Source organism: Agromyces chromiiresistens (assembly GCF_029167465.1).
Classification (GTDB): domain Bacteria; phylum Actinomycetota; class Actinomycetes; order Actinomycetales; family Microbacteriaceae; genus Agromyces; species Agromyces chromiiresistens.
The window spans coordinates 1,537,451-1,557,412 of record NZ_JARFNL010000004.1; the positions used below are offsets into that span (position 1 = coordinate 1,537,451).

Annotated in this window: 20 protein-coding genes; 14 read left to right on the plus strand and 6 right to left on the minus strand. The window is 72.0% G+C overall.

Going from position 1 to position 19,962, the window contains the following annotated elements:
- Position 1 precedes the first annotated feature (1 nt).
- A complete protein-coding gene (locus PX701_RS14285; protein ID WP_231431455.1) occupies positions 2-913 on the plus strand; it encodes an ABC transporter permease in 912 nt (303 codons plus the stop codon).
- 116 nt (positions 914-1,029) lie between these two features.
- The gene (locus PX701_RS14290; protein WP_231432360.1) at positions 1,030-1,812 is read left to right on the plus strand and encodes an ABC transporter permease; all 783 of its coding nucleotides are present in this window, start codon (positions 1,030-1,032) and stop codon (positions 1,810-1,812) included.
- Between the two features lie 117 nt (positions 1,813-1,929).
- Here the strand turns inward: PX701_RS14290 and PX701_RS14295 are convergent, their stop codons facing one another.
- Both PX701_RS14295 and gabT read right to left on the minus strand, forming a co-directional pair.
- Entirely contained in the window at positions 1,930-2,919 is a 990-nt protein-coding gene (locus tag PX701_RS14295) for an asparaginase (RefSeq protein WP_231431454.1), read from the minus strand.
- Between the two features lie 4 nt (positions 2,920-2,923).
- Positions 2,924-4,300 carry a 4-aminobutyrate--2-oxoglutarate transaminase gene (gene gabT / locus PX701_RS14300; RefSeq protein ID WP_275506670.1) on the minus strand — a complete coding sequence of 459 codons (1,377 nt, stop codon included), beginning with the start codon at positions 4,298-4,300 and terminating at the stop codon, positions 2,924-2,926.
- Positions 4,301-4,405: 105 nt separating this feature from the next.
- Between gabT and PX701_RS14305 the strand changes: the two genes are divergently transcribed.
- Positions 4,406-4,882 carry an OsmC family protein gene (locus PX701_RS14305; RefSeq protein ID WP_231431452.1) on the plus strand — a complete coding sequence of 159 codons (477 nt, stop codon included), beginning with the start codon at positions 4,406-4,408 and terminating at the stop codon, positions 4,880-4,882.
- 78 nt (positions 4,883-4,960) lie between these two features.
- On the opposite strand, the gene PX701_RS14310 is transcribed toward PX701_RS14305, so the two are convergent.
- Together PX701_RS14310 and PX701_RS14315 are read right to left on the minus strand one after the other, a co-directional pair.
- Positions 4,961-5,950, minus strand: a complete 990-nt coding sequence (locus PX701_RS14310) for a hypothetical protein (protein WP_231431451.1) — start codon at positions 5,948-5,950, stop codon at positions 4,961-4,963.
- 46 nt (positions 5,951-5,996) lie between these two features.
- A complete protein-coding gene (locus PX701_RS14315) occupies positions 5,997-6,746 on the minus strand; it encodes a lysophospholipid acyltransferase family protein (protein WP_275506671.1) in 750 nt (249 codons plus the stop codon).
- Between the two features lie 82 nt (positions 6,747-6,828).
- Between PX701_RS14315 and PX701_RS14320 the strand changes: the two genes are divergently transcribed.
- The 6 genes from PX701_RS14320 (at position 6,829) to PX701_RS14345 (ending at position 12,447) form a co-directional block, all read left to right on the plus strand.
- Positions 6,829-7,467, plus strand: a complete 639-nt coding sequence (locus PX701_RS14320; protein ID WP_231431449.1) for a 4'-phosphopantetheinyl transferase family protein — start codon at positions 6,829-6,831, stop codon at positions 7,465-7,467.
- 69 nt (positions 7,468-7,536) lie between these two features.
- Complete coding sequence (dxr, locus tag PX701_RS14325) at positions 7,537-8,628, plus strand: 1-deoxy-D-xylulose-5-phosphate reductoisomerase (protein WP_231431448.1); 1,092 nt, start codon at positions 7,537-7,539, stop codon at positions 8,626-8,628.
- A gap of 45 nt (positions 8,629-8,673) precedes the next feature.
- Positions 8,674-9,999, plus strand: a complete 1,326-nt coding sequence (locus tag PX701_RS14330) for a M50 family metallopeptidase (protein WP_275506672.1) — start codon at positions 8,674-8,676, stop codon at positions 9,997-9,999.
- Between the two features lie 103 nt (positions 10,000-10,102).
- On the plus strand, positions 10,103-11,311 hold the full coding sequence (locus tag PX701_RS14335; protein WP_275506673.1) for a sensor histidine kinase: 1,209 nt from the start codon (positions 10,103-10,105) through the stop codon (positions 11,309-11,311).
- Positions 11,308-11,973 carry a response regulator gene (locus PX701_RS14340; RefSeq protein WP_231431445.1) on the plus strand — a complete coding sequence of 222 codons (666 nt, stop codon included), beginning with the start codon at positions 11,308-11,310 and terminating at the stop codon, positions 11,971-11,973. The genes PX701_RS14335 and PX701_RS14340 overlap by 4 nt, the downstream gene beginning before the upstream one ends.
- A 168-nt stretch (positions 11,974-12,141) precedes the next feature.
- Positions 12,142-12,447 carry an SHOCT domain-containing protein gene (locus PX701_RS14345; protein WP_275506674.1) on the plus strand — a complete coding sequence of 102 codons (306 nt, stop codon included), beginning with the start codon at positions 12,142-12,144 and terminating at the stop codon, positions 12,445-12,447.
- Between the two features lie 61 nt (positions 12,448-12,508).
- On the opposite strand, the gene PX701_RS14350 is transcribed toward PX701_RS14345, so the two are convergent.
- Together PX701_RS14350 and PX701_RS14355 are read right to left on the minus strand one after the other, a co-directional pair.
- Positions 12,509-13,759, minus strand: coding sequence for a low temperature requirement protein A (locus PX701_RS14350; protein ID WP_275506675.1), 1,251 nt, complete (start codon positions 13,757-13,759; stop codon positions 12,509-12,511).
- Positions 13,760-13,893: 134 nt separating this feature from the next.
- Complete coding sequence (locus PX701_RS14355; protein WP_231431442.1) at positions 13,894-15,078, minus strand: acetyl-CoA C-acetyltransferase; 1,185 nt, start codon at positions 15,076-15,078, stop codon at positions 13,894-13,896.
- Between the two features lie 222 nt (positions 15,079-15,300).
- On the opposite strand from PX701_RS14355, the gene PX701_RS14360 reads away from it, so the two are divergent.
- From PX701_RS14360 to PX701_RS14380, 5 genes are read left to right on the plus strand one after another with little or no spacing between them, the layout of a single operon-like run.
- Positions 15,301-16,500 (plus strand): substrate-binding domain-containing protein, encoded by a 1,200-nt coding sequence (locus PX701_RS14360; protein ID WP_275506676.1) that lies wholly within the window; start codon positions 15,301-15,303, stop codon positions 16,498-16,500.
- Between the two features lie 4 nt (positions 16,501-16,504).
- The gene (locus PX701_RS14365; RefSeq protein WP_275506677.1) at positions 16,505-17,263 is read left to right on the plus strand and encodes an ABC transporter ATP-binding protein; all 759 of its coding nucleotides are present in this window, start codon (positions 16,505-16,507) and stop codon (positions 17,261-17,263) included.
- Complete coding sequence (locus PX701_RS14370) at positions 17,260-17,973, plus strand: ABC transporter ATP-binding protein (protein WP_231431439.1); 714 nt, start codon at positions 17,260-17,262, stop codon at positions 17,971-17,973. Before PX701_RS14365 ends, PX701_RS14370 begins: the two co-directional genes overlap by 4 nt.
- Complete coding sequence (locus tag PX701_RS14375; protein ID WP_231431438.1) at positions 17,973-18,848, plus strand: branched-chain amino acid ABC transporter permease; 876 nt, start codon at positions 17,973-17,975, stop codon at positions 18,846-18,848. Before PX701_RS14370 ends, PX701_RS14375 begins: the two co-directional genes overlap by 1 nt.
- A complete protein-coding gene (locus PX701_RS14380; protein WP_275506678.1) occupies positions 18,848-19,954 on the plus strand; it encodes a branched-chain amino acid ABC transporter permease in 1,107 nt (368 codons plus the stop codon). The genes PX701_RS14375 and PX701_RS14380 overlap by 1 nt, the downstream gene beginning before the upstream one ends.
- Positions 19,955-19,962: the final 8 nt, after the last annotated feature.

Genomic DNA, 19,962 nt, shown 5'->3' on the forward strand with positions numbered 1-19,962 from the left:
CATGGCCTTCGCAGCGTTCTCGACCGCCGAGGCGCAGCCGCAGGCACAGCGAAAGCGCAGCCCCATCGCGCTGTTCCTGCTGCTGCCCGGCATCGCCTACCTGGTGCTGTTCTTCCTGACCCCGCTGGTCTCGCTCATCCTCACCTCGCTGCAGGCGCCGAGCGAGTTCGGCGACATCGGCGTCTACGACTACGCCTTCAACTGGCAGAACTACGTCGACGTCGTCACCCTGTACTGGCCGCACATCCTGCGTTCGTTCGGCTACGCGCTCGTCGCCACGATCGCGGCGCTCGTGATCAGCTACCCGCTGGCGTACTTCATCGGCGTCAAGGCGCGCCGCTGGCCGCTCCTGCAGAGCCTCATGCTCGTGCTCGTGATCGCCCCGTTCTTCATCAGCTTCCTGCTGCGCACGCTCGCATGGAAGCAGATCCTGTCGGACGAGTCGTTCATCATCACCTCGCTCAAGGCCCTGTCGCTGATGGCCCCCGACGCCCACTTCACGGGCACGCCGTTCGCCGTGATCTTCGGTCTGACGTACAACTTCATCCCGTTCATGACGCTGCCGCTGTACACCACGCTCGAGCGCCTCGACGTGCGGTACCTCGAGGCGGGCAGCGACCTGTACGCGAACCCGTTCCACGTGTTCCGCAAGGTCACCATCCCGCTGTCGATGCCCGGCATCGTCGCCGGCACGCTGCTCACCTTCATCCCCGCCGCGGGCGACTACGTGAACGCGAGCCGCGACTTCCTCGGCGGTCCAGACACCCAGATGATGGGCAACGTGATCGAGGCGAACTTCCTCGTGCTGCTCAACTATCCGGCGGCGGCGGCGTTGTCGATCATCCTCATGGCGGCGATCCTCGTGCTCGTCGGCATCTACGTGAAGCGCTCTGGGACGGAGGACCTGCTGTGAGCGGAGAAGTCCAGGCGGCCGCCGTCCTCGGCGGGCTCAGCGAGAACGAGCAGCTCGACGCGAACAAGCCGGCCGGCGGCCGGGTCCGCCCGCGCCGGCTCGGGCTCGGCGACTGGCTGCTGCCGGTCTACACGGTCATCGCCTTCGTGTTCCTGCTGATCCCGATCGCCTACACGTTCGTGTTCAGCTTCAACGACTCGATCAAGTCGAACATCTCGTGGCGCGGCTTCACCTTCGACAAGTGGATCAACGTCTGCAACGTCGAGGGCGGCGCGGTGTGCGAGGCCTTCGCGAACAGCATCGTGATCGGCCTCGTCGCGACGGTCGCCGCGACGGTGCTCGGCACGATGATCGCCATCGCGATCGTGCGCTACCGGTTCCGGGCACGCTCGGCGATCAGCCTGCTGCTGTTCCTGCCGATGGCGACCCCCGAGGTCGTGCTCGGTGCCGGCCTCGCCGCCCAGTTCCTCGCGGCCGGGGTGGCGAAGGACATGACGACGATCATCCTGGCGCACACGATGTTCTGCATCAGCTTCGTCGTGGTGACGGTGAAGGCCCGCGTGGCGAGCCTCGACCCGGCCCTCGAAGAGGCCGGTCGAGACCTCTACGGTTCGCCCGCACAGGTGTTCTGGCGGGTCACCTTCCCGCTCCTCATGCCGGGCATCGCGGCGGCCGCACTGCTGTCGTTCGCGCTGAGCTTCGACGACTTCATCATCACGAACTTCAACTCCGGTTCGGTGTCGACGTTCCCGAAGTACATCTACATCTCGGCGGCGCGCGGCATCCCTGCGGAGGCGAACGTCATCGCGTCGGCGGTGTTCATCATCGCCCTCGTGCTCGTGGTCGGCGCCCAGGTCTCCCGGGCGGCGCGCCAGAAGCGTCTCGCCAGGCTGGGCTGACCACCGGCTGCTGCGCCGCCGGTCGCCGGCGGCGCGGCAGCAACGAACGAGGGATGCCTCGGCGGGATGGATCCGGCCGAGGCATCCCCGTTCGTCGTGCGCGCGGCGCGGCGCGGCTCAGACGGTCGCGCGGACCTCGCCGACGCGCCGCTCGCCGCCCATGACCCAGAGGTCGAGCTCGGTCTGCACGTCGTCGATCGCGGCGTCGTCGACCGCGCCCGCAGCGGCGAGCAGCCGCAGTGCGATGATCGTCGACGCGCGGTTCGAGCCGTCGAGCACCTTGACGGCGGTCGTCGTGCCGTCGGGGGCCGACATGATCATGACGCCCTCGGCGCCGAACTTCGCGAACACGCCGAGGCGCTCGATCGCGACCGTGTCGGGCTGGCCCGGGCCGGCCACGGCCCAGCCGTGCTCGCGCGCCGCGGCGGTGAGCGCCGCGGATTCGCGGTACAGCGCGAACGGCGATCCGGCCTGGGCGGTCGTGATCTTGTGGACCCCGCGGGCGAGCCCCGTGAGGCTCACCGCGTGCACGGGGGCTCCGCACCCGTCGATCGCGGTCGCAGCCGGCCGTTCGCCCGTGAGGCGTTCGAGCACGTCGAGGATGCGCTTCTGCAACGGATGCTCGGGGTCGAGGTAGCCGCCCGGCGGCCACTCGTTCGCCGCGCATGCCAGCAGCATGGCGGCGTGCTTGCCCGAACAGGTCATGTAGCCGCGACGCTTCGGCGAGCCGCGGCGGATGAGCTCGTCGCGGGCGACGCGGTCGCCCGGCATGGCGGGCGGGCAGCCGAGCGACGACTCGGGGATGCCGGCACGGGCGAGCAGACCCTCGACGAGGGCGACGTGCGCGGCCGTGCCGGAGTGGCTGGCCATCGCGATCGCCGCGTCCTCGCCGCGGAGCGCGACGCCCGACGTCATCACGGCGACAGCCTGGAACGGCTTCATCGCCGAGCGAGGGAAGACGGGGGTCGCGACGTCGCCGAGCGAGCGCACGACCTCGCCTTCTGGGGAGAGCACGACGGCGGAGCCGGCGTGCCGGGACTCGATGAAACCACTGCGTTCGACCACGGCGAGCTGGACGGAATCGGCGACGGAGAAGGTACCGGACACGGGCTCAGCCGAGGGCCGCGAGGCCGTCGTCGAGCACGCGCAGGCCGTCTTCGATGAGCTCGTCGCTCATGGCGAGGCTGGGCAGGAATCGCAGCACGTTGCCGTACGTGCCGGCGCTGAGGAACAGGACGCCCTGCTGCGCGGCGTAGGCGACGAGCGACGCGACCGCCTCGGGGTTCGGACGCTTCGACGTGTCGCGGGTGCCGGGCTCGACGAGCTCGATCGCGATCATCGCGCCCTTGCCGCGGATGTCGCCGATCGTGTCGTAGCGCTGCTGCAGCCGCTCGAGCCCCGACATGAGCGTCGCCTCGATGCGGCGGCCCTCGGCGAGCAGGTCGTTCTCCTCGATCGCCTCGAAGACCGCGATCGCCGCCGCGCACGCCACGGGGTTGCCGCCGAACGTGCCGCCGAGGCCGCCGGGGTGGGAGGCATCCATGATCTCGGCCCGGCCGGTGACCGCCGCGAGCGGGAGGCCGCCCGCGATGCCCTTCGCGCTGAGGACGAGGTCGGGCTCCCACCCGAAGTGCTCGCTCGCGAAGTAGCGGCCGGTGCGGGCCATGCCCGACTGGATCTCGTCGGCGATCATGACGACGCCGTGCTCGGTGCACCACGCCTGCAGCGTCGGCAGGAAGCCCTCGGCCGGCACCATGAATCCGCCTTCGCCCTGGATCGGTTCGACCACGAGGCAGGCGAGGTCGGCGGCGCCGACGACCTTCTCGAGATAGCCGATGGTGCGGGCGGCCGCGTCGGCGCCCGAGAGGCCGTCTCGGTAGGGGTACGAGCCCGGCGCGTGGTAGACGTCGCCGGCGAAGGGGCCGAAGCCCGCACCGTACGGCATGGCCTTGTAGTTCATCGCCATCGTGAGGTTCGTTCGGCCGTGGTACGCGTGGTCGAGCACCGCGACGGCGCGGCGACCGGTGTGCTTGCGGGCGATCTTCACGCCGTTCTCGACGGCCTCGGCGCCCGAGTTCACGAGCACCGACTTCTTCGCCCAGTTGCCGGGCGTGTGCTCGGCCAGCAGCTCGGCCACGCGCACGTACTCCTCGTAGGGCGTGACGGTGAAAAGCGTGTGGATGACGTCCTGCAGCTGTGCGGCGGCCGCGGCGACGACGCGCTCCTCCGTGTGGCCGATCGTCGTGACGCCGATGCCGGCGCCGAAGTCGAGGAACCGGTTGCCGTCGACGTCGACGAGGATCGCGCCGTTCGCACGCTCGATGAAGACGGGCAGTGCGCTCGACACGCCGGCCGAGACGACGTTCGCGCGACGGGCCTGCAGCTCCTGCGACTTGGGGCCGGGAACGGCGGTGACGATCTTGCGCTCCTGCGGCACGGTGTACACCGGCGCGGCTGCGGTCTGGGCGGGCATCTGGGAGTCAGTCATGGTGCCTCCACCATATCGCCGCAGGCCCCCGCGCTTCGAGGCCGGGAGCGGTCGGGACCGCCGGTGGAGGCGGCAGAATCGGAGGAGGAGTCGGGAGGAGACGGCATGCTCGGGCGGCACGAGTACGAGGTCGAGGTCGAGTGGCAGGGCGACCGCGGCACGGGCACCAGCGGGTACCGCGCGTACAGCAGGCGCCACGTGGTCCGGGTCGCGGGCAAGGAGCACGAGATCGCGGGGTCGAGCGATCGGGTGTTCCACGGCGATGCCGAACGCTGGAACCCCGAGGATCTCCTCATCGCGGCGCTCAGCCAGTGCCACATGCTCTCGTACCTGCACGTCGCGACCAACCACGGCGTCGTCGTGCGCGGCTATGCCGACGTCGCGGCTGGGATCATGCAGGAGGACGGCCGCGGTGGCGGCCGGTTCACCGAGGTCGTCCTGCGGCCACGGGTCGTGGTGGCGGATGCCTCGATGCGCGAGCTCGCGCTCGAGCTGCACGCCGAGGCATCCGAGAAGTGCTTCATCGCCGCCTCGGTCGCGTTCCCGGTACGGCACGAGCCGACCGTCGTCGTCGCAGGCTGAGCCGCGGCCGTGCGGTGGCCGGGCGCCCCCCCGCGGCGCCCCCGCGCGCGACCCGCGGCGCGCCCGAGGCCGGCGCGGTCAGGCGCCGGGGCCGTCGGAGGCGGGTCGCGCGGGCAGCGTGGGACCGGGCGGGCACGTGTGACCGCCGACCAGTCGCGTGCACTCCGGCAGGAAGCCGGGATAGCGCTCGGCCTCGGGGTCGCCGAACCAGCGGTGCCAGAGACGCCAGAAGTTGAGGTTGCCGAACGCCGAGCAGTCATCGCCCGCCTCGGGATCGGCGAGGGTCGTGTCGCTCGGCTGGTAGGGCGTGTAGTTGTAGAGGTTGGCGGTCGCCTGGTTGCGGATCGCGACCTTCGCCGCACCGCAGGCCGCGTCGGGATTGAACGCGACGCGGACGTTGCCGATGCGGTACTGGCGCTTCGGCTCCTCGGTGTACTGCCGGAACTGCCACGCCGCGTTGTACACCTGGTTGAAGAACCCGAAGTACTCCTGGTCGCAGTCCGCGGTGTCGGGACAGCCGTACCCGGTCGCCCGCAGGTACCCGTCGGCGCTCGGACGGGTGAGCAGCGACTGCTCCTTCTGCAGCAGCACGAGCAGTGTGCGCGGGCTGATGCCGCACGCCCGCGCGGCCTTCGCGATGATCGCCGACGCGCGCTCGCGATACTCGCCCTCGTAGGCGGCGCAGTGCTCGCCGCCCACGGCGGGCTGCGTCGTGGTCGTCTGCCGGTAGTCGGCGAGGCACGGCACATCGCCGTCGGGGCGGCAGTCGATGCCCTCGAGGAAGGCCTGGATCTCACCCGCCGACATCGCTGCGCTGTCGTAGAACGCGTCGTCGCTGACGATGAAGCCGGGGTCGAACCCGGTCGTCGCGTCGGGGATCGCGAACTCGGGTGTCGGCGTCGCACGGTTCGCCGCGCCGCCCTCCCACGTCGCGTCCCGACCGTCGGGCGGGGCGCACGCCGCGAGCCCGACCACGGCGAATAGGGCCGCGGCCGCGAGCCCGGCGGCGCGCACGATGCGCGTGCGCGCGGCGGTGCGGGCACGGGCGACGGGCTTCGCGGAGGTCACCGGAGCGACGATACCGGGTGCGTGCGCGGCCGGGCTGGGAATCGCGTCAGATCCGCTCGCGCGGCACGACCTTGTCGGCGAGCTTCGCCAACGCGCCCTGCGGCGGGGCCTCGTTGTAGACGCCCGCGAGCTCCTGGCCGCTGAGCGCGTGGATCGCGGCCATGATCTCGTCGGTCGCCGCGCGTCGGGCGCGCCCGCTCGTGGCGGCGCCGTGGCGGGAGACGTCGATGGGTTCGCCGAACCGCACGGTGACGGGGCGCACCCGGGGGAACTTGGCGCCGACCGGCTGGATCTCCTGCGTGCCGATGAGCCCGACGGGCACCACCGTGGCGCCTGTCATGAGCGCGAGCCACGCGACGCCCGTGCGGCCGCGGTACAGGCGGCCGTCGAGCGATCGCGTGCCCTCGGGGTAGAGGGCGAAGGCGTTGCCGCCCTCGAGGATGCCGCGGCCCGCGTCGAGCGCCTCCTGCGCCTGCGATCCGGCGCCGCGCTCGACCGGCACTGCGCCGATCGCGCCGAAGAAGGTGCGCGAGAGCCAGCCCGAGAACCCGGTGCCGGTGAAGTACGTCGACTTCGCGAGGAACTGCACGGGTCGCGGCGATGCGAGCGGGATCACGATGCTGTCGACGAACGACAGATGGTTCGAGGCCAGGATCACCGGTCCGGTGGCGGGCACGTGCTCGGCGCCCGTGATCTTCGGGCGGTACACGAGCCGCACGAGCGGTTTCAGGATGCCTCGGAAGATGCGGTAGACCGGACCCTGTCGCACCTGCTTGATCGACGGAGCACTCACCATCCGACCATACGAGCCGCGATATGCGACCGGCGGCATATTGCCCCGGCGGTGCGGAAAGCCGGACATGCGGGAGAATCGGGGCATGGAAGCGATCGGCGACGACGAGCTCATCGAGCTCGCGGGCGGCGACACGCGCGTGCTGGTGGCCACACGGGGCCGCCGCGGGCCGGCCGCCGATGCGGTGCTGCGCCGGCTGGTGGCGCACGGATCGGGCGTGCCGTCCGAGGACGTCGAGCTCGTGCACGCGTGCGAGGTCTGCGGCAACCGGCACGGTCGGCCCTCGGTCGGGTACCCGACGACGCCGACCGGGGCGCCGTGGTTCGTCGACGTGGGCGTGGCCGGCGAGGTCGTCGTCGCCGCGGCCGCCACGAGTCGCAGGGTCGGCGTCGGCATCGAGCCCGCGGGCGACAGCGTGCGCGAATCGGTCGACGAGGCCGCCCTCCATGCGAGCGAGCGCGCCGCGCTCGCGGCGCTCGACCCGGCCGAGCGGCCGCGGGCGCGGGCGCTCATCTGGGCGCGCAAGTCGGCGCTGCTGCGCGCGATGGGGCACACCGGCTTCATCGAGCCCTCGACGCTCGCGGTCACGATGCCGGGCGATGACGGCGGAATCGGTCGCATCGAGCGCACGGTGCCCGAGTTCGGGCCGGGCTGGCGCGGCGTCCGATTCCACGACCTGCCCGTCCCCGAGCCGGTGGTCGCGTCGGTCGCCGTACTCGTGTGACGGCCGGCCGTCGGTCACCGTCGTCGACGGCGCAGGTCCCGCGAGGCCGGCGCGCCGTAGGCTGTGCTCGTGCGCAGCGTCATCATCCTCGGGTCCTCGGGTTCCATCGGCGTCCAAGCCCTCGACGTCATCAGGGCGAACCCGCGCCGGTTCGAACTCGTCGGCCTCGGCGTCGGCTCGAACCGGGCGCTCCTCGCCGAACAGGCCGCGGAGTTCGGGGTCGAGCACACCGCCGTCGGCATCGACGAGGCCGTGCAGCTCGTGCGCGACGTCGACGCCGACGTCGTGCTCAACGGCATCACCGGGTCCGTCGGCCTCGGACCGACCCTCGCCGCGCTCGAACGCGGCGCCACACTCGCCCTCGCCAACAAGGAGTCGCTCATCGTCGGCGGCGACCTCGTCACCCGGCTCGCGAAGCCGGGGCAGATCGTTCCGGTCGACTCCGAGCACTCGGCGATCGCGCAGGCGCTGCGCTCGGGCACCGACGACGAGGTGCGCCGGCTCGTGCTCACGGCGTCGGGCGGCCCGTTCCGCGGCCGCCGCCGCGAGGACCTCGCCGGCGTCACGCCGGCGCAGGCGCTCGCGCACCCCACCTGGGACATGGGCCTCGTGATCACGACGAACTCGGCGACCCTCGTGAACAAGGGCCTCGAGGTCATCGAGGCGCACCTGCTGTTCGACGTCGACTACGACCGCATCGACGTCGTGGTGCACCCGCAGTCGATGATCCACTCGATGGTCGAGTTCGTCGACGGCTCGACGATCGCGCAGGCCTCGCCGCCCGACATGCGCCTCCCGATCTCGCTCGGCCTCGACTGGCCGAACCGCGTCGCCGCCGCGGGCCGCCCGATCGACTGGACGCAGGCGCAGGCCTGGACGTTCGAGCCCCTCGACGAGGAGGCGTTCCCCGCGATCCGACTGGCCAAGCAGGTCGGTCGCGCCGGCGGCGAGTATCCGGCCGTCTTCAACGCGGCGAACGAGCAGGCGGTCGCGGCGTTCCACGCGGGCCGCATCGGCTTCCTCGACATCGTCGACACCGTGCGCGACGTGGTCGAGCACCACGAGGCGTCCGGCCCGGTGACCCTGGCGTCGCTCGCGGCCGCCGAGTCGGCGGCCCGGCGCGCCGCCGACGCGCGGATCGCCCGCTCAGCGGATCGATAGCGCTCGCCCAGCGCGCTCCGAGCCGCCCGCAGTACGCTGTCGACCGTGGATTCCGTGCTCGCGTTCGTCATCGGCGTCGCCATCATCGTCGTCGGCCTCGCCGTGTCGATCGGCCTGCACGAGATCGGGCACCTGGTGCCCGCGAAGCTCTTCGGGGTCAAGGTGACCCAGTACATGATCGGCTTCGGGCCGACGGTGTGGTCCCGACGCAAGGGCGAGACCGAGTACGGCGTGAAGGCCATCCCGCTCGGCGGCTACATCTCGATGATCGGCATGTTCCCGCCCGGCAGGAAGGGCGAGGTGAAGGCCGACTCGACGGGCTTCTTCCGGGGGCTCGTGCAGGACGCGCGCGACTCGAGCGCGGAGTCGATCACGCCGGGCGACGAGGATCGGGCGTTCTACCGGCTCCCGGTGTGGAAGCGCATCGTCGTGATGTTCGGCGGCCCGTTCATGAACCTCGTGCTCGCGACCGTGCTGTTCGGCGTGCTGCTCATGGGCTTCGGCGTGACGCAGGCCTCGACGACGGTCGGCACCGTCTCGGAGTGCGCACTGCCCGCGACGAGCGAGCGCCAGACGTGCGAGCCCGGTGATCCGAAGGCGCCGGGCGCCGCTGCCGGCATCGAGCCCGGCGACCGCATCGTCTCCGTCGCCGGCGAGCCGATCGACTCGTGGTCGGAGTCGACCGCGATCATCCGCGAGCACCCCGGCGACACGGTCGCGCTCGTCGTCGAGCGCGACGGCGCCGATGTCGCGCTCACCGTCACGCCCATGCTCAGCACCCAGTACGCGATCGGCGAGAACGGCCAGGTCGTGAAGGACGCCTCGGGCGAGCCGGTCACGGTCGACGTCGGGTTCGTCGGCATCGGCGCGGCATCCGAGACGGTGCAGCAGCCGATCACGGCCGTGCTGCCGGCCGTCGGCGACCAGATGAACGCCGTCGCCGGAGTCATCTTCAACCTGCCGCAGCGCATGGTCGACGTCGCACAGGCGGCGTTCGGCCCCGAGGAGCGCGACCCGAACGGGCCGATGTCGGTCGTCGGCGTCGGCCGAGTCGCCGGCGAGGTCGCCGCGCTCGACGACGTCGCCGTCGTCGACAAGGCGGCCTGGATGGTCGGCATCCTCGCCGCGCTGAACGTCATGCTCTTCGTGTTCAACATGATCCCGCTGCTCCCGCTCGACGGCGGGCACATCGCCGGGGCGCTCTGGGAGGGCATCAGGCGGGGCTTCGCGAAGCTGTTCCACCGACCGGATCCCGGGCCCGTCGACCTCGCCAAGCTCATGCCCGTGACACTCGCGGTCGTCGTCGTGTTCGGCGCGATGAGCGCGCTGCTCATCTACGCCGACATCGTGAAGCCGGTCTCGCTCTTCTGATGCCCGCGCGCGTCGAGCGGGCCGGCGCGTACTCCCGCGGGAGTACCCGATGAGCCGCCGCCGGGCAGACGCCGCCCGGCCGGGCCGGCGATACGATCGGGCCGTGCCCGATCCACACAGCCCCGTCGAGACCTGGAACGGCCGTCCGCCGTGGGCGGGCGGGCCGCCGTGGGCGGGCGGCGAGCGCCGGCCGCCGGCCGGGTTCGTGCTCTGGGCACCCGTCGTCGTCAGCCTGCTCGTGCAGCTGCCCGCGGCGATCGGCATCGCGTTCTGGCTCCGGCTCGACGCGGGCACGGCCGCGCTGCAGATCGCCCTCGCCGTCATCGGGCCGTTCGCCCTGCTCGCCTCGCGGCGGTTCCCGGGTCCGACGGTCGCCGTCGTGACGCTCGCGGCGCTCGCCGACGTGCTGCTGACCCCCGATGCAGGGCCGCCCTACGCGGCCCTCGCGTTCGCCATCGTGCTCGGCGTCGCGCGCGGCGCCGTCGTCTGGGCCGCGGCCTCGGTCGTCACGGGCTGGGCCGCGGCGATCGCACTCGGCCCCGTGCTCGGCGTGTCGTGGCATCCGGCACGGATCGCGATCACGACGCTCGCGCTCGCGGCGTGCTTCGGCATCGGCTGGTTCGCCCGGGCCCGCCGGGCACGCTTCGCCGCGATGCGCGCCGAGGCGGCGAACCGCCGGCGCACCGCCGAGGAGCGGGAACGGGTGCGCATCGCCCGCGAGCTGCACGACGTGATCGGGCACGCCCTCTCGCAGATCAACGTGCAGGCGAGCGTGGGACTGCACCTCATGGACCGCGATGCCGAGCAGGCTCGCACCGCGCTCGCGAACATCAAGGAGACGTCGAAGACCGCGCTCGACGAGGTGCGGAGCGTGCTCGGCGTCATCCGCGACGGCGACGGCGGGGCGCCCCTCGTGCCTCAGGCCGAGCTGGCCGAGCTCCCGCGCCTCGTGCGCGGGCTCGCGTCGCCCGGATTCTCGGTCGCGCTCGACGACCGGCTCGACGCGCCGCCGGGGCGGGCCGTGCAGTTCGCCGCCTACCGCATCGTGCAGGAGGCGCTCACGAACGTCGTGCGGCACGCGGGCGCACGCCACGCGGACGTCGTGCTCGAGCGGGCGGACGACCTGCTCGTCGTGACGGTCGACGACGACGGGAGCGGACTCGACGCCGCCGCGGACGAGGCCGGCGAAGGCCGCGGCATCCTCGGCATGCGCGAACGCGCCGCACTCCTCGGCGGCACCGTCGAACTCGGTCGCGGCACGCTCGGCGGCACGCGGGTGCGTGCCGAACTGCCCTGGGGAGGCACCGCATGACGATCCGCGTCGCACTCGCCGACGACCAGGTGCTCGTGCGCGCCGGCTTCCGCGCGCTGCTCGACGCGGAGCCCGACCTCGACGTCGTCGGCGAGGCGTCGACCGGCGAGGAGCTCCTCGGCCTCGTGCGCCGCGAACCCGTCGACGTCGTGCTCATGGACATCAGGATGCCGGGCGGCGACGGGCTGTGGGCCACCGAGCAGATCGCCGCGGACCCCGCCCTCGCAGGAGTGCACGTCGTGATCGTGACGACGTTCGAGCTCGACGAGTACGTCGCGCGGGCCGTACGAGCGGGGGCGAGCGGCTTCCTCGTGAAGGACACCGAGCCGGTCGACCTCATCCGTGCGGTTCGGGTGGTCGCAAGCGGGGAGGCGCTGCTCTCGCCGGGCGTGACCAAGCGGCTCCTCGCGCGCTTCGCGACCGGCCTGCGCGATGCCGACGAGGCATCCCTCTCGGTGCTCACCGAGCGCGAGCGCGAGGTGCTGCGCCTCGTCGGCCAGGGGCTCACGAACGACGAGATCGCCGAGCGGCTCGTGCTGAGCCCGCTGACCGCGAAGACCCACGTGTCGCGCATCATGCAGAAGCTGCACGCTCGCGACCGGGTGCAGCTCGTGGTCGTCGCGTACGAATCGGGCCTCGTCGCGCCCGGCTGGCAGGAGTAGCCGGGCCGCTCCGGGCCCGGCGGCGGCGGGTCGTACCCCGCGGCGGCGCGGATGCTCCCGGGGGAGCAGTCGAAGTGCCTCCGCCTGGCGGATTCGCCGCGGCCCCGTGGTCGCGAGACTCGAATCGACGGTCGAGACGCGACCGCACGAATCAACCGGGAGCACCTCATGTTCACGACCCTCGCCGCCACCGCGGTCACCCACGCCGGCCCCTGGGCCGCCGGGTTCGGGTGGGTCTTCTTCCTCATCCCGATCTTCTGGATCCTCGTCATCGGGCTCATCGTCTTCCTCGTGAGCCGCAATCGCCGCCGCTACTGGGCCGAGGCCCAGGCGTCGGGCTACGGGCCGCCGTGGGCGCGCGGCGCCCGCACGGCCGAGCAGACCTTGGCCGAGCGATTCGCGCAGGGCGACATCGACGAGACCGAGTACCGCGCACGCCTCGAGGTGCTGCGCGCGAACCGGCCGAACGCCTGACGCCGAAGGACGACGCGGATGCCGCGGCCGAGTGCCGCGGCATCCGCGTCGCCGTGCGGCCTCAGCGCAGGATCTCCTCGAGCGCCGCGCGCTGGTGGCGGTGGCCGACGGTCTCGTAGCCGACCACGACGACGATCGGCGCGCACGCGGCGATGACGATGCCGACGGGCAGGCTCGCGCCGGCCGCGACGGCGACGAGCGCGAGTGCGAGCACGACGATGCTGCCCAGGAAGAGCCCGATGTGGAAGGGGTCGAACCGACCCATCAGGAAGCTGTAGAGCGTGAACAGCGCCGTGAGGAAGATCGCGACCGGCACGACGACGGTGCCGAGTGCCGCGACGTCGTCGATCGGCGCATGGCCGGCGATCTCGTTCGCCGCGACGTGCAGTCCCGCGCCCGTCGCCGCGAGCGCCCCGAACACGATCATGTGCCCGTAGCCCCACACGTACGAGCGGCGACGGAACCGGGCGAGCAGCTTGCCGGAGGGCATCGTGAAGTAGGTCCACCACAGGCCGAACGCGAGCAGGGTGCCGCCGAACGCGACGAGGCCCGCGTCGAGCGACCATCCCTCCGCCTCGACGGCCGCAGAGATCGCGAGGATCGTGCCGAGCACGACCTCGCCGAGCGTGATGATGACGAGCAGTCCGTAGCGCTCGGCGATGTGGTGCGGATGCCACGGCGTCGAGCCGCCGCCGCGCTCGGCGAGCGGCGGGATCGCCATCTCGCAGATGCCGAGCAGCAGCCAGATCCACAGCGTGAGCGCGAAGGGCAGGTTCACGACGATGAGCACGATCCACGCCGCCTGTACGATCGCGAGATAGCCCGCGTAGCGCAGCGCCGTGCGCCTGGAGGACGGGTCGTGCCGGGCGATGCGCAGCCACAGGGCGATCGTCGCGAGGCGCATGATGACGTACCCCGCGATGATGACGCCGTTGTCGACGTGCTCTCCGCCCTCGATCGAGTGGAAGAACTCGGGCATGCCGAGCGCCATCACGAGCACGCCGACCATCTGCACCATGGTGGCGACTCGCACGTAGGCGTCGTCGTTGTCGTACGCGCTCGCGAGCCATGTGTAGTTGATCCACGCCCAGCAGATCGCGAAGACCGCGAGCGAGAACGCGATGATCGCCGAGGAGAAGTGCCCGAGCTCGAGCAGGTGCGCGGCCTGGGTGCCGGCCTGGCTGAACGCGACGACGAAGGTGAGGTCGAAGAGCAGCTCGAGCGGGGTCGCGGCGCGATGCGGCTCCGACGGGTCGCGCCCGACCATGCGGCGCAGGCGGTGGTCGAGCGGGGGGTGCGCTGGCGTCGTCATGCGCCTATCGTTTCAGGATTTCGCAGGCTCGTCAGGACGATTCGGCCGGGATCGTCCTCAGCGCTGGACGATCCCTTGAAACGGTGTCGTGATGGATGCCTCGGCGCGGGGCCGAGGCACCCATCACGATCGTGTCAGCGGCTGAGCAGGAGCGCCTCGCCCTGCCCGCCGCCGCCGCAGAGGGCGACCGCGGCGTTGCCGCCGCCGCGGCGGGAGAGCTCGAGCGCCGCGTGCAGCGCGAGTCGCGCGCCCGAGGCGCCGATCGGGTGTCCGAGGGCGATCGCGCCGCCGTGCACGTTCACCCGTTCGAGGTCGAGGTCGAGGTCGCGCGCCGACTGCAGCGACACGGCGGCGAAGGCCTCGTTGATCTCGACGAGGTCGAGGTCGCTCGCCGCGACCCCGCCCTTCTCGAGCGCGGCGGCGATCGCGTTCGACGGCTGCGAGTGCAGCGAGTTGTCGGGCCCCGCGACCTGGCCGGCCGAACCCACGAGCGCGAGCCACGGGAGGCCCCGCGACTCGGCCCACTGGCGGCTCGCGACGACGACCGCCGCGGCCCCGTCGGAGAGCGGCGAGGAGTTGCCCGCAGTGATGGTGCCCTCGGCGGCGAACGCCGGACGCAGCTTCGCGAGCACCTCGACGGTCGAGTCGGGGCGAACGCCCTGGTCTTCGGCGACGACCACGGGGTCGCCCTTGCGCTGCGGGATCTCGACCGCGACGATCTCGTCGGCGAAGACGCCAGAGGCCTGCGCGGCGCCGGCGCGTGCGTGCGAGGCGGCGGCGATCTCGTCCTGCTCGGGACGCTCGATGCCGTAGCGCGTGTTGACCCGCTCGGTCGAGGCGCCCATCGACTCGTGGTCGAACGCGTCGGTGAGGCCGTCGTGCGCGGCGTGGTCGACCATCGTCCAGTCGCCGTAGGTCTTGCCGGCCCGGGAGCCGGGCAGCAGGTGCGGCGCGTTCGTCATGGACTCCTGGCCGCCGGCCACGACGACGTCGGCCTCGCCGAGCCGGATGAGGCGCGCCGCATCGGTGATGGCCACGAGCCCCGAGAGGCAGACCTTGTTGACGGTCGTGGCTGGCACGCGCCAGGGGATGCCCGCAGCGACGGCCGACTGCTTGGCGGGGTTCTGGCCCGCACCGGCCTGCAGCACCTGGCCCATGATGACGGCGTCGACGTCGTCGGGGGAGACGCCGGCCCGCTCGAGCGCGCCGCGGATCGCGACGGTTCCGAGCTCGACGGCGGACTGCGAGGCGAGGTTGCCGTTGATGCGGGCGAACGGGGTTCGGGCGCCGGCGATGATGACGACGTCGGGCGTGCTCATGGTGGGTGACTCCTTCGTCAGCAGGTGGGGTGTGCTTCCAGTCTAGGTTCCCCTGGCGGGGCCGCCGCCGCTCGGGCGATGTGCAGAACTGCACATCGAGGCTGCGATTCTCGGCATCGACGCTGCAGGCGTGCGCATCGAATACTGGGGAGCGCAATCCGGGCGCCGCACCTGTCGCGGGCCCGTCACCACAGCCGTTCACCGTTGAGAGGCACACACACCATGCGGGTTACGAAGAGGTATCTCGCGACGGCCGTCATCGCCGCCGCATCCATCGCCCTGGTCGGTTGCGCACCGACCGCCACCGCGGGCGGAGGCGATGCGTCGGGCGACGCGGCTCCCGTGAAGGTCGCGATGATCACGAGCCAGTCGGGTCCGCTCGCCGCCTACGGCGAGGCCTACACCGCGGGCTTCGAGGCCGGCCTCGACTACGCCACCGACGGCACGGGCGCCGTCGACGGGCGCGAGCTCGACATCGAGTGGCTCGACGACCAGGGCAACCCCGACACGGCCGTCTCGCTCGCGAAGGACGTCATCGGCCAGGGCACGCAGATCATCGCAGGCACCGTCGTCTCGGGCATCGCGACCGCGCTCGCCGAGCAGGCCGAGCAGAACAAGATCCTCTACATCTCGGGCCCCGCCGCGGCCGACGCGATCACGGGTGTCAACGACTACACCTTCCGCTCCGGCCGGCAGACCTACCAGGACGTCGCGACGGCCGGCACCTTCATCGGCGACCCGGCCGGCAAGAAGGTCGTCGTGTTCGCGCAGGACAACGCGTTCGGCCAGGGCAACCTCGCAGGGGTGCAGGCGGTGCTCGGCGGCCAGGGCGCGACGGTCGAGGGCGTGCTCGTCGCCGAGGACGCCACCGAGTTCACGCCCTTCGCCCAGCAGCTCGTCGCCGCCTCGCCCGACCTCGTCTTCGTCGCGTGGGCCGGCGCCTCGTCGGGCGCGATGTGGACGGCACTCGCCCAGCAGGGCGTCTTCGACGCCGCGCCCGTCGTGACCGGCCTCGGCGACGTCGCGACCTACGGCGCCTACGGGGATGCCTCGAGCGACATCTCGTTCCTCAACCACTACTTCGCCGGCGCGTCGGGCACCGACGTCGAGACCGCCATGATCGAGCACCTCGACGAGGCCGGTGCGACGCCCGACCTGTTCTCGCCCGACGGCTTCGTCGCCGCGCAGATGCTCGTGCAGGCGGTCCGCGAGGGCGGCGACAGCGTCGACGGCATGGTCGACGCGCTCGAGGGCTGGACGTTCGACTCGGTCAAGGGCGAGATCACCGTCCGCGAGGAGGACCACGCGATGATCCAGCCGATGTACCAGGCGAAGCTCGTGCAGGACGGCGACGCCTGGGTGCCCGAGCTCGTCGACACCGTCGACGCCGAGACGGTCGCCCCGCCCGTCGCCGGCGAGTGACCGCATGACGAGCGACCACGCGATGCTCGCACTCGAGGGGATCGGGCTCCGCATCGGCGGGGCCCGCATCCTCGAGGGGGTCTCGCTCGAGGTGCCCGCGGGCCAGATGCTCGGGGTGATCGGGCCGAACGGCGCCGGCAAGACGACGCTCTTCAACGTCGTCTCGGGCGTCGTCCGCCCCACCGCCGGGCGGGTGGTCCTGGACGGCGTCGACGTCACCCGCGAGCCCGTCCACCGACGAGCCACGGCCGGGCTCGGCCGCACCTTCCAGACCTCGAGCCTCTTCCCCGAGCTCAGCGTGCTCGAGAACGTGCGGCTCGCCGCGCAGGCCCGCCTCGGCGGCGCCACGAGTCTCGTGCGCATCCCGCGCGCAGGCGACGAGGCGACGACGCGCGCCCTCGACTGCCTCGAGGAGGTCGGCCTCGCGCACCGCGCCGACGCCGAGGCGTCGGGTCTCGCCCACGGCGAGAAGCGCAAGGTCGAGATCGCGATGCTCCTCGCGCAGGACCCGAAGGCGATCCTGCTCGACGAGCCGATGGCCGGCGTCGCCTCCGGAGACGTCCCCGCGATCACCGAGGTCATCCGCCGGCTGCACCGCGGCGGGCGCACCGTGCTCATGGTCGAGCACCACATGGAGGTCGTGCTCGGCCTCGTCGACCGCGTCGCGGTCATGCACCACGGCGAACTGCTCGCCGTCGACACCCCGGAGGCCGTCATGGCGAACCCCACCGTGCAGTCCGCCTACCTCGGGGAGGCGATGTGACCGAGTCGATCCTCGACGTCCGCGGCCTCACCGGGCGCATCGCCGGGCAGCAGGTCATCGAGGACGTCACGTTCGAGGTGCCCGCGACCGGGGTCACCGCCCTCCTCGGGCGCAACGGTGTCGGCAAGACGTCGACCGTGAAGTCGGTGCTCGGCCTCATCGAGCGTTCGGGCGAGGTCCGACTCGCGGGGGAGCGCATCGACGGCCTTCCGACCCATCGCATCGTGCAGCGCGGCGTGGGCTACGTGCCCGAGGACCGCGAGGTGTTCGGCGGCCTCACGGTGGCCGAGAACCTCCGGCTCGCCGAGCGCGACGCGGCACCGCGGCGCGAACTGGTCGAGCGGCTCTTCCCCGACCTCGTCGAGCGCCGCGCGCAGCGCGCGGGCACCCTCTCGGGCGGGCAGCAGCAGATGGTCTCGCTCGCCCGGGCCCTCGTGAACGACAACCGGCTGCTGCTCGTCGACGAGCCCACGAAAGGGCTCGCGCCGCGCATCGTCGACGAGGTCGCCGCGGCGCTCGCGACGGCGGCCGAGACGGTGCCGATCCTCCTCGTCGAGCAGAACCTCCACGTGATCCGCCGGCTCGCCGAGCGCGTCGTCGTGCTCTCGGGCGGCACGGTCGTGTTCACGGGCACGGCGCACGAGTTCCTCGACGACGAGGCGCTCGTGCAGCGCCACCTCGGGGTGCACGACGCGAGCGAGGCCGCCTGATGAGCACCGTCGTCCTCCTCGTCATCACCGGCCTCGGACTCGGGGCCCTGTACTTCCTCGTCGCGAGCGGGCTCTCGCTCATCTACGGGCTCATGGGCGTCCTGAACTTCGCGCACGGCGCGTTCCTCACGATCTCCGCGTTCCTCGGCTGGGAGGCCGGGCGGAGGGTCTCCGACGGAACATGGTGGGGACTCGCCGTCTCTGCGCTGGTCGGCATGGCCGTCGGCGCGCTCGTCGCGGCCCTCACCGAGTACTTCCTGATCCGGCGGCTCTACGAGCGGCACATCGAGCAGGCGCTCGTCACCGTCGGGCTCTCGCTCGCCGCCGTCGCCCTCTTCGAGGGCATCTGGGGCACCGACCCGATCTACACCGCGAAGCCCGAATGGCTCACGGAGACGACCGAGATCCTCGGCGCGAGGATCCCGAACGACCGGTTCCTGCTCATCGCGTGCGCCCTGGTCGTGCTCGGCGGCATCGTGCTCTTCCTGCACCGCACCCGCTACGGCCTCATCATCCGGGCCGGCGTGGAGAACCGGCAGATGGTGTCGGCGCTCGGCATCGATGTGCGGCGGTCGTTCACGCTCGTCTTCGCGATCGGGGGCGCCGCAGCCGGGCTCGGCGGGGTGCTCGCCTCGGTCTACTACGGCTACGTGTCGGCCCACCTCGGCAGCGTGCTGCTCATCTTCGCGTTCATCGTGACGGTCATCGGCGGGCTCGGATCGCTCACGGGCGCGGCCGTCGCCTCGGTGCTCGTCGCCGTGCTGCAGCAGTTCGCCAACTTCTACCTCGGCGGCACCGGCGACCTCGTCGTCGTCGTCGCGCTCGCCGTGGTGCTGCTCATCCGCCCGCGTGGGCTCATGGGGAAGGTCGCATGATGTCGAGACGGACCCGTTGGCAGAACACGGCCCTCCTGCCGGTGATCGGCGGCGTGCTCGCCGTCGTGGGGCTCGCCGTGCTGCCGCTGCTCGCGATCGACGTCCCGGGCGTCCTGCCCGGCCCCACCTACACCCCGGGCACCCTGCAGCTCCTCGCCTACGCGATGCTCATCGCCGCACTCGCCCTCGGCTACCGCATGATGTTCGGCCTCGCCGGCCTGTTGTCGTTCGGGCACGCGCTCTTCTTCGCCGCGGGCGCGTACGGCCTCGGCATGACGCTCGAGGCGTTCGCACCGCCCGAGTGGCCCGGCGACCTCATCTTCGTCGTGTCGATCCTCGTGACGCTCGTCGGCGGGCTCGTCCTCGCGATGACCGTCGGCGCGCTCGCCCTGCGGGTCACCGGCATCTCGTTCGCGATGGTGACCCTCGCGTTCGCCCAGGCCGGCTCGGTGCTCATCCGCCGCAACCCCGGCGGGGCGACGGGCGGCGACGAAGGGCTGTCGCTCGACATCGAGCACGTGCCCAGCGCGCTCGTCGGCGTGGTGAACACCCGCAACCTCTACTGGCTCGCGCTCGCGGTGCTCGTCGTCGTGTACCTCGTCGTGCTGTGGGTCGAGCGGAGTCGCGCCGGGCACGTCGCCGCTGCGACGCGCGAGAACGAACTGCGCGTGCGCGTGCTGGGCCTCCGCCCCTACACCGTGAAGCTCCTCGTGTTCGTCGTGGCCTCGGTGCTCGCCGTCGTCGTCGGCATGGCCTACCTGCTGCTGCAGTCGGGCGCGTCGCCGCGCATCGCGACCGCCGACTTCACGCTCACGCTGCTCGTCATCGTCGTGCTCGGCGGAGTCGGGTACCGCTGGGGCGCGATCGTGGGCGGCATCGTCTACACGCTCCTCGACCAGCGGCTCACCGCGCTCGCCGGTTCCGACGCCGTCGCCGGCCTGCCCGCCGTGCTGCGGGTGCCGCTCAGCGAGCCGCTGTTCATCCTCGGCACGTTGTTCGTCCTCGTCGTGCTGTTCCTGCCGGGCGGCATCGCGGGCCTGCCGCAGCGCATCCGGTCGGGCCGCGTCCGGCATCCGCTCGAGGCGGAGGAGGCGACCGATGCGTGAGCACGAGA